At 71.6% G+C, this 14,492-nt stretch carries 15 protein-coding genes; 12 read left to right on the top strand and 3 right to left on the bottom strand.

Annotated features, from left to right (window positions below):
* Positions 1-483: 483 nt before the first annotated feature.
* Entirely contained in the window at positions 484-1,719 is a 1,236-nt protein-coding gene (locus ACIGO8_RS30870; RefSeq protein ID WP_399737523.1) for a PP2C family protein-serine/threonine phosphatase, read from the top strand.
* A 105-nt stretch (positions 1,720-1,824) separates the two neighbouring features.
* Here ACIGO8_RS30870 and ACIGO8_RS30865 read toward each other — a convergent pair whose 3' ends face one another.
* Positions 1,825-2,496, bottom strand: a complete 672-nt coding sequence (locus ACIGO8_RS30865; protein ID WP_399737521.1) for a response regulator — start codon at positions 2,494-2,496, stop codon at positions 1,825-1,827.
* The gene (locus ACIGO8_RS30860; protein ID WP_399737519.1) at positions 2,493-3,617 is read right to left on the bottom strand and encodes a histidine kinase; all 1,125 of its coding nucleotides are present in this window, start codon (positions 3,615-3,617) and stop codon (positions 2,493-2,495) included. Before ACIGO8_RS30860 ends, ACIGO8_RS30865 begins: the two co-directional genes overlap by 4 nt.
* Positions 3,618-3,847: 230 nt before the next feature.
* On the opposite strand from ACIGO8_RS30860, the gene ACIGO8_RS30855 reads away from it, so the two are divergent.
* A complete protein-coding gene (locus tag ACIGO8_RS30855; RefSeq protein ID WP_399737517.1) occupies positions 3,848-4,210 on the top strand; it encodes a DUF6223 family protein in 363 nt (120 codons plus the stop codon).
* A 251-nt stretch (positions 4,211-4,461) separates the two neighbouring features.
* Here ACIGO8_RS30855 and ACIGO8_RS30850 read toward each other — a convergent pair whose 3' ends face one another.
* Positions 4,462-4,689 (bottom strand): hypothetical protein, encoded by a 228-nt coding sequence (locus ACIGO8_RS30850; protein ID WP_399737515.1) that lies wholly within the window; start codon positions 4,687-4,689, stop codon positions 4,462-4,464.
* Between the two features lie 407 nt (positions 4,690-5,096).
* On the opposite strand from ACIGO8_RS30850, the gene ACIGO8_RS30845 reads away from it, so the two are divergent.
* From ACIGO8_RS30845 to ACIGO8_RS30800, 10 genes are all read left to right on the top strand, one after another.
* Positions 5,097-5,267, top strand: a complete 171-nt coding sequence (locus ACIGO8_RS30845) for a hydrophobic protein (protein WP_399737513.1) — start codon at positions 5,097-5,099, stop codon at positions 5,265-5,267.
* Between the two features lie 581 nt (positions 5,268-5,848).
* Positions 5,849-7,225, top strand: a complete 1,377-nt coding sequence (locus ACIGO8_RS30840; protein ID WP_399737510.1) for a PP2C family protein-serine/threonine phosphatase — start codon at positions 5,849-5,851, stop codon at positions 7,223-7,225.
* Positions 7,222-7,590: an STAS domain-containing protein gene (locus ACIGO8_RS30835; RefSeq protein WP_399737508.1), complete on the top strand. Its 369-nt coding sequence runs from the start codon at positions 7,222-7,224 to the stop codon at positions 7,588-7,590. Before ACIGO8_RS30840 ends, ACIGO8_RS30835 begins: the two co-directional genes overlap by 4 nt.
* A gap of 148 nt (positions 7,591-7,738) precedes the next feature.
* A complete protein-coding gene (locus tag ACIGO8_RS30830; protein WP_399737506.1) occupies positions 7,739-8,989 on the top strand; it encodes an MFS transporter in 1,251 nt (416 codons plus the stop codon).
* A gap of 106 nt (positions 8,990-9,095) precedes the next feature.
* The gene (locus ACIGO8_RS30825) at positions 9,096-9,407 is read left to right on the top strand and encodes a hypothetical protein (protein WP_399737609.1); all 312 of its coding nucleotides are present in this window, start codon (positions 9,096-9,098) and stop codon (positions 9,405-9,407) included.
* Between the two features lie 153 nt (positions 9,408-9,560).
* Positions 9,561-10,100 carry an ArsR/SmtB family transcription factor gene (locus ACIGO8_RS30820; RefSeq protein ID WP_399737504.1) on the top strand — a complete coding sequence of 180 codons (540 nt, stop codon included), beginning with the start codon at positions 9,561-9,563 and terminating at the stop codon, positions 10,098-10,100.
* A complete protein-coding gene (locus ACIGO8_RS30815; RefSeq protein WP_399737502.1) occupies positions 10,097-11,344 on the top strand; it encodes an MFS transporter in 1,248 nt (415 codons plus the stop codon). The genes ACIGO8_RS30820 and ACIGO8_RS30815 overlap by 4 nt, the downstream gene beginning before the upstream one ends.
* A 624-nt stretch (positions 11,345-11,968) precedes the next feature.
* Positions 11,969-13,333, top strand: coding sequence for a rhodanese-like domain-containing protein (locus tag ACIGO8_RS30810; protein WP_399737500.1), 1,365 nt, complete (start codon positions 11,969-11,971; stop codon positions 13,331-13,333).
* Between the two features lie 38 nt (positions 13,334-13,371).
* Entirely contained in the window at positions 13,372-13,737 is a 366-nt protein-coding gene (locus tag ACIGO8_RS30805; RefSeq protein WP_399737498.1) for a rhodanese-like domain-containing protein, read from the top strand.
* The gene (locus tag ACIGO8_RS30800; RefSeq protein ID WP_399737496.1) at positions 13,734-14,477 is read left to right on the top strand and encodes a sulfite exporter TauE/SafE family protein; all 744 of its coding nucleotides are present in this window, start codon (positions 13,734-13,736) and stop codon (positions 14,475-14,477) included. Before ACIGO8_RS30805 ends, ACIGO8_RS30800 begins: the two co-directional genes overlap by 4 nt.
* The last annotated feature ends 15 nt before the right edge of the window (positions 14,478-14,492 follow it).

Below are 14,492 nucleotides of genomic sequence, written 5' to 3'. Positions count from 1 at the left end.
GCCTGGTGCACGCCGTCGTCGTCCGCGGACGCCGGATAAGTCAGCCCATCGGCGATCACCGATCGAACGCGACCGCCAGCGCCCCCTGCCGGCCCCCGTCCGCGCCCCAGCCCCAGCCTGGCGCATCACCGGTCACCCGCAACAGAGGCTTTCCCCTCCCATACGCAGCGTCACCGTCCCTCGAAGAGTTACCAAGCAGCCGAGGCTGAAGACCCTGCGCGAGCGGTGGGCCACCTCGGAAGAAGCGCCGGCGCCGCGAGGCGTATCGGGCGGATTGTCGACCGGCTGTCGCGGACGCTGCCCCTCTCATCAGGTGCTACCGGCGGTCCCCTGGGACAATCGAATGAGGGAGTGGACTGAACGTCTTCTCCCGTTCCGCCATGGTCGCCGACGCCTCACCGTCCAGCCCACCTGGCAGGGTCCCCGGGCCGTCTCCGGCCCGGATCTGGCCGGCGTCGTCGAACAGCGGAAAGGGCCGAGCCTGTGGAACCGACGATCGACTACAAGGCGTTGTTCATCGCCACGCCCAGTCCGTATCTGGTCCTGGATCCGGACCTGGTGATCGTCGACGTCAACGATTCGTACCTGCAGGCCACCGGCCGCAGCCGACAGGACCTGGTCGGCCAGTACGTCTTCGATGCCTTCCCGGACAACCCGGCCGATGCGAGCGCGGACGGGGTGCGGAACCTGACGGCCTCGCTGCACCGGGTCCTGCAGTCCAGACGGCCGGACACGATGGCGGTACAGAAATACGACATCCCTGTCCCGTCCCGATCCTGGACCTTCGAGGAGCGGTGGTGGTCGCCCATCAACACGCCCGTCCTCGGCCCGGACGGGCAGGTGGCATGGATCATCCACCGGGTGGAGGACGTCACCGAGTTCGTCCGCTCCCGCCCGCCCGGCCCTGCCATAGGACCGCTGGGCCGGCGCGAGGCGATCGAGGCCGAGCTGTACGCCCGGGCGCGGGAGCTGCAGAGACTGAACGAAGAACTCCGACAGGCGCACGCCCGGGAGCGCCAGGTGGCTCTCACCCTGCAGGAGGCCATGCTGCACTCGCCCGACCTCGAACGGCACCCGGACATCGCCGTGCGTTACGTGCCCGCGGTCGGGTCGCTGAACGTGTGCGGCGACTGGTACGACGTCGTCGATCTGCCCGACGGCGCCTTCGCCGTCGCCGTCGGAGACGTCGTGGGCCACGGCCTCGAAGCCGCCACCGTCATGGGCATGCTCCGCAGCGCACTGAGCGCCGCCGTGAGAGCCCTGCAGGAACCGGCCAGGTCGCTGGAAGTGCTCGGCCTGTACTCCCGCTCCGTCGAAGGGGCGCTCGCCACCACCGCCGTCCAGGTCGTCATCGACGCCGGCCGCCGACAGATCGCGTACAGCAGCGCCGGCCATCCGCCACCGGTCCTGCTGCACGCCGACGGCACCTGCGACCTGCTGGACCAAGCCACCGACCCACCTCTCGGCGCGCGCCCCGACCACGTCCCGCGCCCGCAAGCCGCCGTGCCCTACACCCCGGGCGACCAGCTCGTGCTGTACACCGACGGGCTCATCGAACGCCGCGACCAGGACATCGAAGCCGGCCTGCAGCAGCTCACCGACGCCCTCGCCCGTCACGCCACCATGAGCCCCGACCGCCTCGCGGACGCCGTCCTCGCCCGCCTCGGAGTCGCCGGCGGCGCCCGCGACGACATCGCCCTCGTCGCGGTCCGCCTCTGACGTGGATCACTCCATCGCGTCCTCGCTCCACCGCGACCCGTGGAGCCCTTTCTCCGGCCGACTGCTCCCGGTGTGACGGCGCGTTCGCCGGGAACGTCCTCGTCGTCAAGCAGCGTCACCGCTGCGCGGGGTGACCAGGCCGGATTCGTAGGCAAGAACCACGAGCTGGGCGCGGTCGCGCGCGTGAAGCTTGGCCATGGCCCGGTTGATGTGGGTCTTGGCGGTCAACGGGCTGATGACCAGGCGGTCCGCGATCTCGTCGTTGGACAGGCCCTGTGCGACCAGGGCGACCGCCTCGCGCTCGCGGCCGGTCAGTTGCTCCAGCCCGCTGCCGGCACGGGCGCGGGGCGGCTGGGCGACGTACCGGGCGATGAGCTTGCGGGTGATCGCGGGGGCGAGCAGGGCGTCGCCGCGGGCGGCGACCCGCACGGCGTGCAGGAAGTCCTCCGGGACGATGTCCTTGACGAGAAAGCCGGCGGCGCCGGCCCGCAGCGCCTCGAAGACGTACTCGTCCATGCCGTAGTTGGTCAGCATGACGACGTGTACGCCGGCCGTGGCCGGGTCCGCGGCGATGCGCCGGGTCGCTTCGATGCCGTCCATGACGGGCATCTGGATGTCGAGGAGCGCGACGTCGGGCAGCAGCTCCTTGACGAGCGCCAAGCCCTCTTCGCCGTCGGCGGCCTCGGCGACCACCTCGATGTCGTCCTCGAGGCCGAGCAGCGCGCGGAAGCCGCTGCGGATGAGCGGCTGGTCGTCGACCAGCACGACCCGGATCACGGCGCTCCGTTCGTGGGGAGTTCGGCCTGGACGGTGAAGCCGCCTGCGCTGCGCGGCTCGGTGCGCAGTCGGCCGCCCAGGGCCGTGACGCGTTCGCGCATGCCGAGCAGCCCGAGGCCGGGCGCCGGCGCGGGATGCGGGGCGGCCTTTCCGTTGTCGTCGACGCGGATGGCGAGGTGGTCCGGCCGGTAGTCGATCAGCACCGCGACAGTGGAGGCGGCGGCGTGCCGGGCGACGTTGGTGAGCGACTCCTGAACGATCCGGTACGCGGTTCGGCCCACTGCCGCCGGCACGGCCTGCGGTCGCCCGTCGATCGTCAGCGTCGTCTCCAGGCCGGTCGTTCGGAACCGTTTCACCAAGCTGGGGATGTGGTCGAGTCCGTGCGGCGGGGCGGTGTCGTCGTCGCGCAGCGCCTCGAGGGTCGCGCGCAGCTCCCGGCTGGCCTCCCGGCCGGCTTCCTGAATCGCCAGCAGGGCCTCCGGCACCTGCTCGCCCCGTCGGCGGGCCACGTGGACGGCGACCTCGGACTGCACCTTGATGACCGAGATCTGGTGGGTGAGCGAGTCGTGCAGCTCCCGGGCGATGCGCAGCCGCTCCTCGTCGGCCCGGTGTCGCGCGGTCTCCTCGCGGGAGCGCTCGGCTTCGTCCGCCCGTCGTTCGGCCTGCCGCACCGCCTCCCCGGCGGCGAACGCGGCGATCAGCCAGGCGATCTCCAGGGTGCTCCGCGCCTGCGCCACGACCTCGCGCGCGGGCCCGTCGTGGGAAACCAGGGCGGTGACGTGGAGCACGACCAGCAGGCCCACGCTTGCCACCAGTGCGACGGTGCGGTGCCCAGCACGTACCGCGCCGTAGACCGCGACCAGGTACGACACGGCGAGCACCTCGAACCCGGCCGCCTGGTAGCCCACCGCGGACAGCCCGGTGACGGCCAGGACCACAAGCGGTGCCCGGCGGCGCGCGGCCAGCGCCAGCCCGCCGGCCGCCAACAGCGCGGAGCCGAGCAGCTCGCGGCCCCCGGCCGGCGGCCCGGACAGCCCGGTGCTCAGCAACAGCGCCGCCACACCAGCGGCGATCGCCCAGTCGGTGACCTGGGCCGGTACAGCGAACCGCCCTCTTTCCATGGGTGCACCGTAACCGTACGCGTTTCCGGGCGAGTCCGACTCCAGGACGATCAGTCAGCTACCGCGCGCACGACACCGCCTCTCCGCCTGCTGCATCCGCAGTATTCGGATGCAGCAACGGCGGCAGCGCGAAGTGCCTGCATCCGCTGGACGACCGACAGGGGACCCGCCCCGCAAGCTCTTCACGCATCGAACCTCGCATACCCATCACGGAGAAGGAGAAGACCGGCATGAGTGCTTCAGCAGCGCTGATGGCAGCCGCCGAGGGCGGGATCATCGGCGACGGCCGAACCGGGGCCAACCTCGCCCTCGGAGTGGGGGCCCTCGGACTGGCCACCGGCTGGCTGACCCTGGCCCGCGCCGCCCGCCGGACCAGCACCGGCAACGCACGCATCGGCGGGATGTCGGCCATCGCGGTGGGGCTGGTCGGCACGGCCCTCGCGGTGCTCCACCTGGCCACCTCCAGCGGCGGCCCCGGCACCGGCAACGGACTCGTCGGCGCCATCGTGGCCATCCCTCTGGGACTGGGCGCCGTGCTCCTCGGCCGCCGCGCGCTGACCCGCTCCCGTCCCACCGGCCGGCCAGCCCTCTAACCGCGCCACCAGGTCACGGCGTGCGTACGCCCACCGCACGCCGGACCCCGTCGGCGTCGGACCCGAAGCCGAGGACCGTTGCCCCGGCCACCACCGAGACGAGGGAAGGGACGAAGGCCAGAAGCAGCCAGCCGGCCCGCCCGACTGCGGCTATGTCCCCGCGGGACGGCCGTCCTGAGCTCGTACGCCGGCTCCGGCGCGATCGTCAGATCGAAGCCGGCCGGCATGCGGGCCGGCATCCAGGTCCTGGCTCAGCGTCCGTACGTCAGTCGGATACGGACGACGAACGCGTCGAGGTCGTCGTGGGCCCGGGCCTCGCCGGGCAGGTGGGTGCGGCTCTGGGCGTCGGTCAGGGCGGCGAGAAGGGACTCCAGGTCCGCGGCCAGGACGTCTGACGCGGGTCCGGCGGCTGGGGCGTGTTCCGCGGCTTCCTTGGCGGCGATCAGCTCGGCGAGATAGGCGGGGGCCTCGCCGACCACGCCCAGCAGAGTCCGACCCCGACCCCGGGCACGGCCTCCCCGCCAGGGCCCGGCACGGTCGGTTCGAAGACGAGGGCCTTGGCAGGACCTTGGGCTCGCCTTCCAAGCCGGCACATTCCCGGTTTCCGCTTCCGTCGAGCCGGTGGGCCGTTCTGCCTCGCTGTCTCGCACCTTCTCGTGGACGGTCAGTTCGGCCGCATCGCCGGAGAAGACAGAGCCGCAGACTGCGGCGTGCCGCCGGGCGGTGAGGGTGTTGTCTGTCGGTCCTGCGTGCGGTGCGGGACTTGGGACGTCAGGCATGTCCCGCGCGGCGTCTGCATATGCCCCGCACTTCGTGAAAGTAACTCACATTTTATGTGCTTGTCGGGTCGAGGTAAGGGCATGCGTTGGCCAGGAGGTTGATAACAATGGTTCCCCTGCTTCTGGTTCTGCTTCTGGCTCTGATCCTCTTCGGTGCGGGTTTCGCACTGAAGGCCCTGTGGTGGGTCGCGGTGATCGTGCTGATCGTTTGGCTGCTGGGCTTCGTCGTCCGTTCCGCGGACGGTGCAGGCCGCAGGGGCCGCTGGTACCGCTGGTAAAGAAGGAAGCACTCGGCGCGAGAACGCGCTACCCGTGAGGTGATGGGGCCCGGCCGATGAGGCCGGGCCCCACTCGTATAGAAGGCCGACTCTGGGCCAGTTGGGAAAGATCGGGCGTATCGGACGCCCTAGCGGGTACGTGACCCACGCACCGGCCCCGCAGACCCGGCAGTGGAACCCTGCTCCTCCTGTCTACGGGGCCGCTGCGCATGCCCGCCGCCGGCCTCCCGGTGGCTTGGTCGGCCTGCCGCCCGGCACCGCCCCGGACCCACGTGCCGGCGTGGCGGACCCGACCGGCGGCCCAGACGCCCAGGCGCTGCCCGGACGCGGCCGACCGAGCAGACAGCCGGACGCGAACGCGTACCGCCGGATCACCGGCTTCCTCCGCAAGCCTCCGGACCGGCCGCTCGGCGACGCTCCTGAGCAGTGGCGCTGGCATGTTCGATAGGGTCTCGGGGTGCTGGCTGTCTGGTCAGTGCCTTCCCGGGGGGGATGACGAGACGAGGAACATGCCGGAGCAAGCGAGCCCGCCTGCGATAACACCGAAGGAACCTGCGGTCGCGTCGCTCGAGGCGGCGCGGATGGCGGCCGTACGCCGTTACGACATTCTCGACACTCCTCCGGACGGCGCCTACGACAGGGTCGCGGCGCTGGCCGCGCGCCTGTTCGAGGTGCCGGTGGCGACGGTGACGATCGTGGACGAGGACCGGATCTGGTTCAAGGCCACGCACGGCCTGGAAGGCGTCACCGAGATCGGCCGGGATCCGGGCCTGTGCGCCTCGGCGGTGCTCACCGATGACATCACCGTCATCCCCGACACCCTGCTCGATCCGGTCGCCTGCTCCAACCCGCTGGTCGCCGGCCCGATGGGGGTACGGTTCTACGCCGCCGCTCCGATCATCACCGCCGACGGATACCGGCTGGGCACGGTCAACGTCCTGGACACCCGCCCCCGCGAGATCAGCGAGGCGGATTCGGCCACGCTGGCGGACCTGGCGGCGGTAGTGCGTGACCAGCTGGAGCTGCGGCTGTCCGCGCTGCACGTCGTGCGCGCCGAGCAGGAGAAGCGCCAGGCGGAGGAAGAGGCCCGCCGGCGCGCGGAGCGGGACAAGGCGGCCATCGCCGCGTTCGCCTCCACCCTGCAGCGCACCCTGGTGCCCCCGGCACTGCCCGCCGTACCGGGGCTGGAACTGGCCTGCCACTACCAGACCGCCTCCCCGCAACAAGTGGGCGGCGACTTCTACGACGTCTTCCCCGTGGACGGGGGCCGGTGGGCGTTCTTCCTGGGCGATGTGTGCGGCAAGGGCGCCGAAGCCGCCTCGGTCACCTCACTGACCCGCTACACGCTGCGAGCCGCGGCCCTCGTCGACGCCGATCCCACGGCCGCGCTCAAGGCACTGAACGCCGCGCTGATCCTGGACGCGGCGGTCGGCACCCGCTTTTGCACCGCCATCTTCGGCCTGCTCGATCCGGCACCGGACGGCGGTTTCACGGTCACGCTGGCCACCGGCGGCCACCCGCCCGCCTACCACCTCAGCCCCGCCGAAGGCGGCGGCGTGCGGGTGGAGGCGGTCCGCGCCAAGGGCGGCATGCTGGTCGGCGCGTTCGCCGAAGCCGCCTTCGCCTCACGCACCCTGCACCTGGCACCCGGCCAGGGCCTGCTGCTGTACACCGACGGACTGACCGAGGCCCGCACCGCCGACGGCCGCATGCTCGACGACACGGGCCTGACCGACTTCCTCGCCCAGCGGCCGGCGCCGGTCAATGCCGGCTGCCTGATCGACGACACCGTCGCACTCCTCGACACCCTCCCCGACACCGAACGCGACGACGTGGCCCTGCTGGCCCTGTCCGTCCCCACCCCGGATGCCGCTCCCGCCGGCATCACCACGACCGCCCACAGCGCCGCAGCCCCGACCACCGACACCTCCGTCGGGCAGGAGAACCGACGCCCATGACCGACGCTTTCCACATCGACGTCCCCCACACCGACGGCACCCTCGCCGTCATCGCACTGTCCGGCGAGTTCGACATCGCCACCGCGCCCGCCGTACGGACCCGCGCCCTGGAACTCATCGCCGACGGCCACCCCGACCTGGTCGCCGACCTGGCGGGCGTCACCTTCTGCGACTCCTCAGGCCTGGGCGCCCTCATCGGCATCTGGCGCTGCGCCAAGGACGCCGACGGCAGTCTCACCCTGGCGGCCATTCCCGATCGGCTGAACCGCTTGCTGAGCGTCACCGGGATGGACTCCTTCCTGTCCGTCCACCCCAGCGCCGACGCCGCGCTCGCCGCACACCCAGACCACCGCACCACCGCCTGAGACCTTTCGCTCGCCGTCAACAGCCAGGGCCTGTCCGGCGAATCTTGCCGGGGGAGGCCTGCCGTGATCTTCGGGTTATCTCCCGCGGATCGCAGGGGTTCATGGTGCTACCCCCGCCAAATCTGCGGACGCTGCTAGCGTGCCGTCCATGATCAAGGGCGACGTGGCGGGTCGAATAGGCCGGATGGCGGGGGACAGTGGGCCGGAACGCGTGCTGGTCGCTGCCAGTTTCGTCAACCGAGTCGGCAATGGTCTGTTCAACGCGGCGTCGGCGCTCTATTTCACCTTGGTCGTGGGCCTGCCTGCGGTGCAGGTCGGTGCCGCGCTCACCATCGCCGGAGTGATCGGTCTCTGCGCGGGCATACCAGGCGGCCATCTCGCAGATCGGCGAGGGGCGCGCACGGTCATGATGCTGGCCCTCGCGGTCCAGGCCGTGTCGATGGCGGCTCTCGTCCTCGTCGAGAGCTGGGCCGCGCTCACGATCATCGCGACGGCCGACCAGATCGCCGCGGCGGCTGGTGGAGCGGCGTGGGGCGCGCTGGTGGTCCGGGTCGGGGGTGAGCGCCCGGCACTGTTCCGGGCCAAGCTGCGTACGTTCGTCAACCTGGGCGTCGTTCTGGGAACGGTGGGCGCAGGGTTGGCGCTGGCCGCGGGCACCCGCGGTGCCTATGTCACGCTGATCCTCGGCAACGCGGCGAGCTTCGCCTTGTGCGCGGTGCTGTTGCTCCTGCTGCCCCGCTATCCCGTGCTGGCGGCGCCGCCACGCCGGCGTCGCTGGCTCGTCTTCGCGGATCGTCCCTTCCTGGCGTTCACTGCCTTCTACGGGGCCATGGGACTGCAGTACCCGGTGGTCTCGCTCCTCCTGCCGATCTGGATCTCCGAGCACACCGAGGCGCCACGCTGGACGGTGGCCGCGCTGTTCGCCGTCAACTCTCTGTTCTGTGTACTGATGCAGACCAGGATCGGCTCGCGGATCGAGACCCCGCACGACGGCGGCCTGGCGTTTCGCACGGCGGGGCTGCTCTTCCTCGTCAGCTGCCCGATGATGGCGCTGGCGGCGTACACCCCTGTCTGGGCGGCGGCGGGACTCGTACTGGCCGCGATCTTCGTCCACAGTCTGGGAGAGGTGTGGGAGTCATCGGCGGCCTTCGCCCTGGGCTTCGGTCTCGCCCCCGACCATGCACAGGGCCAGTACCAAGGTGTCTTCGGTCTCGGCTTCAGCGCGGGCCAGGCTCTCGCCCCCGCGATCCTCACCACGGTGGTACTCGGCCTCGGCACGACAGGCTGGTTGCTGCTGGCGGTGTTCTTCGCGGCACTGGGTGCTGTTGGCCCGTCTCTCGCCCGCTGGGGCATGCGGACCCGACCGCAACCAGGTGTTACCGCAGAAGCGATGGGATGACCTGGCCCTCGGCCTTCAACCGGGCGACGGTGGCTCGATGCACTTCGTGGTCCAGAGCACGAGGGCATTGAGTACCAGGCCGAGTGCGCCGAGCTGATCCTCCGTCTTGTTACGGTACGCCTGGTCGGCCCAGGCCGCGCGCCTCCTCGAAGCCCGGGACGCCGGCGCCACCGACATCGAGCTCCAGCAGGCCACCGCCAACGCACTCGGCGAGGTCTGCTTCCGCGACTACGGCCGCCGCGCCCAAGAACTCCCGGTCGATCTGACCGACATCACGCTGCTACGTGGGCACGTTCACCGTCACGGTGATGTCGCCGGCCGCGCAGCCCGCACCGTGCCGTGCGCCGGAGCCCACCAACTGGCCGTCGTGACACCGGCCGTCCCTCCAAGGGCGAACGGGCTCTGCCCAGCCTGCTGACCACCGGCCACCGAGACCGACGTCTGGCGCCTTGGGCGCGGCGGGCATATGCCCCCGTGCGTGCCGGTTTGGCAGAAGTCTCGCGTGCGGACACCAGAAGGTCCGGGCGAAATCCCCTTGCGCAATGGTCAAGAACTGTTGACCATTGCTCCCATGCCTACCGCCGACGTTCCCGAGACGTTTCACGTCACCACTGACGAGCAGCTGCGCGCCGTCTCCAACCTCACGCGTCACCGGATCATGGCCGTGCTCCGCTTCGAGCCGGCGACGATCACGCAGATCGCCGAACGGGTTGGTCTTGCCAAGGGAAGTTCCAGTTATCACGTGCGGTTGCTGGAGCGGGCCGGCCTGGTGAAGGTGGTGCGGACGCGGAAGGTCCGCGGAGTCACCGAGCGGTACTACGCGATGGCTGCCCGGTCGGTCGTGCTGCCGGACCCGGGCGAGGGAGGCCCCGACCTGCTGATGCGGCACGCGGTGGCGGACCTGGAAGCGTCGCCCTCGGGCGCCGAGCGACACGTGCGGATGGCGCATCTGCGGCTCACCGAGGAGCAGTTCGCCGAACTGGGGGCGCGGCTGCAGGCGCTGGCGGACGAGTACCGGGAGCTTTCCGATCCTTCGCTTCCTGACGCGTCGTTCGTCTTCGCGCTGTTCCACCCGGCGCAGGGCGAGCGGTCCGAAGGGGGCGCCAAGTGACCTCTGATATAGGGAAGTTGCCTGCCGGGTTCGTGCGGCTGTGGACCGCGCAGACGGTCTCCTCGCTCGGCGACGGGGTGACGCACGCCGCGCTGCCGCTGGTCGCGCTGACGCTGACGCGGGATCCGATGGCGCTCGCCGTCGTCACGGCCGCGGGCACGCTGCCGTGGCTGCTGTTCGGGGTGCTGGGCGGTGCGCTGGTGGACCGCTGGGACCGCCGGCGCACGATGTGGGTCGCGGACGCGGCCCGTGCGGCACTGCTCGGGGTACCGGCCGCGGCGGCCGTGCTCGACGTGCTGAGCATTCCACTGCTCGCGGCCGTCGCCTTCCTGCTCGGTCTCGGCGGGCTCTTCTTCGACACGGCCGCCACGGCCTATCTCCCGGATCTACTCGACCGGAACCCCGCGCTCCTGGAGCGCGCCAACTCCCGCCTGCGCGGAGCACAGACCGCCATGTCCGGCTTCGCGGGACCGCCCGCGGGCAGCGCCCTGCTCGCGCTCGGTCGGTCGGTTCCCCTACTCGCCGACGCGGTGTCCTTCATGCTCTCCGCACTGCTCGTACGTACGTTGCCCGCCATGCCCCGGCCCCTGCCGGAGGCGGCCCGCGAGTCGCTGCTCCGGCAGGCGCGGGCTGGGGCCTCGTACGTGTTCCGAGACCGGGTGCTGCTCGGCCTCGCGCTCCGCCCGGCGGTCGGGAACGTCGCCTTCCTCGCCGTGGAGACCGTACTCGCCCTCTTCGCACACGAACGCCTCGGCATCGACTCCTACGGCTTCGGCCTGCTCCTTGCGGCGGAGGCCACCGGCGGCCTGCTCGGTGCAGGCATCGCCTCCTACCTCGGCCGCCGGCTCGGCACCGGAACCGCACTCACCTGCACCGCCGCCGTCGAAGGGCTTGCCATCCTGGGCCTTGCCGCCACCCCGAACCCGTACCTGGCCGGGCTGACGCTCGCCGTCTGCGGGGCCGGCATGGGCGCCACCATGGTGCTCGCGCCCTCCCTCCGACAGGCCATCGTCCCCGCCCACCTCATGGGCCGGGTCGCCTCCACCTCCCGCATGCTCGCCATGTGTGCCGCCCCCATCGGCGCCTTCCTCGGCGGCTGGCTGGCCACCACCTACGACATCCGCACCCCGCTCTACGCCGCCGCAGGCCTCCTCTTGGCGATGACGGCTGTCACGGCATCCATGACGAGCAACCGCCGGGTCGAAGCGGCGCTGACCCAGGTGGCTGCACCCGACTTGTTGTGACGCCTGCCGCGAAGGCGTCGCAACGATGTCACGAGGCTCACAGTTCGAATCCGGGGCTCCCGCCCAGGTGACTCCCCAAGCGGTGAGCATCTGCTGTCGGTTCCCGTGAACAGAGCCACTCAACCGCCTCGCCGACCGCCGAGCCGCCGATGAGGCCCTCAGCGAAGTCGCCCCGTGGACGTCCGCGTCGACCGGCCGCCGGCCTCTGCCCGGCCTCGGCCATCACGGTCACCGCCGCCGCCGACGCCGACGACGGCCAGGGCCGCCGCCGTGTGATGTTCCCGGGGCGGGTGGGGGTCGAGGAGGACGACCAGACCCTCGTCCTGGACCTGACGGCCGGAGGGGGCGTCAGGTTCGCGGGCTGTCCACGTCTTTGCCAGCGGAGCAGGCCGGCCCGCAGGGTGAAGGAGCTGAACTTGTAGCCGATCACCCGGAAGCCGGCGGTGTTCTTGCCGTCGTCCCAGGAGGTTGTCCCAGGCGCGGCAGCCCCCGCCCCGTGGCAGCCGCGAGCTCCCCGCCGAGGTCGCGGCGTGCCCCGGACCACAGAAATACCCCCGGGGGTACTCCTGTTAGGGTGGGTACCAGATACCCCCCGGGGTACATCGTTCGAGAGGAGTCGTAGTCGTGTTCTTCGTTGACACCCTGGAGTTCGAGGGGCTCGGCAATCGCAGCTACCTGGCCGGGGGAGCCGCGGCCGCGGTCGTCGTCGATCCGCCGCGCGACATCGACCAGGTGATCGCCGCCGCCGCACGGCGGGGGGTGCGCATCGCGTACGTGGCGGAGACCCACGTGCACAACGACTACGTCACCGGCGGCCTGGAGCTGGCCCGCCTCACCGGCGCTCAGTACCTGGTGCCCGCGGCGGCGCACGTGTCCTTCGCCCGCACCCCGGTCGCCGACGGCGACACCGCGGACGTGGACCAGCATCTGGTGCTGCGGGCGATCGCGACCCCCGGGCACACCCCGCACCACACCTCCTACGTCCTGGAAGAGGACGGGCGTGGCGTGGCGGCGTTCACCGGCGGATCGCTGCTGATCGGCACGGTGGGCCGTCCCGACCTGGTCGAACCAAGGCTGACCGAGCAGCTGGCCCGGGCCCAGCACGCCTCCGCCCACCGCCTGGCGGCCGAGTTGGACGACGAGGTGCCGGTACTGCCCACCCACGGGTTCGGCAGCTTCTGCTCCTCCGCCCAGACCGAGGGGGTCGCGACCACGATCGGCAGGGAACGCACCCACAACGACGCGCTCACGCTGGACGTGGACACCTTCGTTCAGCGGATGCTTGCCGGGCTGGAGGACGTGCCTGCCTACTACGCGCACATGGGCCCGGCCAACGCCGCGGGCCCCGCCCCCGTCGACCTGACCCCGCCGCGGCGTGCGGACGCAGGCGAGATCGCCTCCCGGCTGGCGGCGGGTGAGTGGGTGGTGGACCTGCGCAGCCGTCTGGCCTTCGCCGAGGGGCATGTGGCCGGGTCGTTCAACTTCGAGGGCGAGGGCAAGCTCGCCACCTACCTGGCCTGGCTGATCCCGTGGGGGAAGCCCGTCACCCTGCTCGCCGACACCGCCGCGCAGATCGCCGACGCGCAGCGCGAGCTGGCCCGGGTCGGCATCGACCGCCCGGCCGCCGCCGCCACCGGCGACCCGGCCACCTGGGTCGCTGAGGGCGAGCAGCTCGCTTCGTTCCCGCGGGCCCGCTTCGCCGACCTCGCCCGGGCATGCGACCGCGGCGATGACGTGGTCGTCCTGGACGTGCGCCGGGACTCCGAGCGGGCGGGCGGCTACATCGACGGCTCGGTCCACATCCCGATTCACGAGCTGCATGGCCGTATCGGCGAGGTGCCGCACGGCACGGTGTGGGTGCACTGCGCCGGCGGGATGCGCGCGGCGATCGCCGCCTCCCTGCTCGATGCCGCCGGCCGCGACGTGGTCGCCGTCGACGACGGCTTCGGCGCCGCGGCGCAGGCCGGGCTGTCCCTGACCTCTGGCTGAATACCGGCCGTCCCCTCTCGCACGGAAGGAAACGTGTGATGTTGCTCTTTCGCCGAAACGGGCCCCGTGTCACGGCCGACGAGGCACGCGGCCGTACCAGCGGCGACCGGCCTGACGCGGTCCTGCTGGACGTCCGTGAAACGCCCGAATGGAACTCGGGCCACGCCCCGGGCGCCCTTCACGTACCGCTGACGAAACTGGTCGCCGGCACCGCCCTGCCCGCCGAGGCCGAGGGCCGTCCGCTGGTGGTGATCTGCCGCAGTGGTCACCGCTCTCAGCAGGCCGTGAAGCTCCTCACCCAGCGCGGAGCGCGGGCGGTGGACGTCGAGGGCGGCATGAACGCGTGGGCCGCCGCCGGGCACCCCGTCGTCGACGAACGCGGGAACAGCGGCCAGACAGCGTGACCGTACTCGTTCTCGCCCTCATTGCCGGGGCCGTCATCGGTCTCGCCCTGGGAGCCCTCGGCGGCGGTGGCAGCGTCCTTGCCGTGCCGGCACTGATCTACCTGCTCGGTTTCACCCCGGCCGCCGCCACCACCGCAAGCCTGATCATCGTCACCGCCACCTCCGCCACCGCCCTGTACGCCCACACCCGCGACGGCAACGTGGCAGGGAAGACAGGGGCCCTGTTCGCCGCGGCGGGCATCGTCCCCGCCTTCCTCGCCGGTGCTGCCGCCGGGCACCTGCCCGAAGCCGTACTGACGGCGGCGTTCGCGGTCATCGCCGCGCTGGCGGCCCTGCGTATGCTGCGGCCGTCCGCGTCCGGGCCGCCGGACCGGATCCGTCCCGGCAAGGCGGCCGGTGCCGGTGCCGGACTCGGCGCCGTGACGGGTTTTCTCGGGGTCGGCGGGGGATTCCTCGCCGTGCCCGCTCTGGTGGGCGTCCTGGGACTGACCATGCGGCGGGCGGTGGGCACCAGCCTGCTCGTCATCACGGTGAACTCACTCGCCGCGCTCGCCGCTCGCACCGGCACCACCGGCGGGCTCCCCTGGGAGGTCATCGGCCCCTTCACCGGAGCCGCGGTCCTCGGCGCCTGGGATGGCAAGCGCCTCGCGGCGAAGATCTCCGGCACCACCCTTCAGAAGATCTTTGCCGGTGTCCTGCTGGCGGTGGCGGCCTTCATGCTCGTCGACGTGATCGCCTGAGCACGACGGCTGCCA

Source organism: Streptomyces sp. NPDC053493 (assembly GCF_044544825.1).
Classification (GTDB): Bacteria; Actinomycetota; Actinomycetes; order Streptomycetales; family Streptomycetaceae; genus Streptomyces.
The sequence above is the reverse complement of the archived record's forward strand: the minus strand, read 5'-3'. Positions and strand labels throughout refer to the sequence as shown.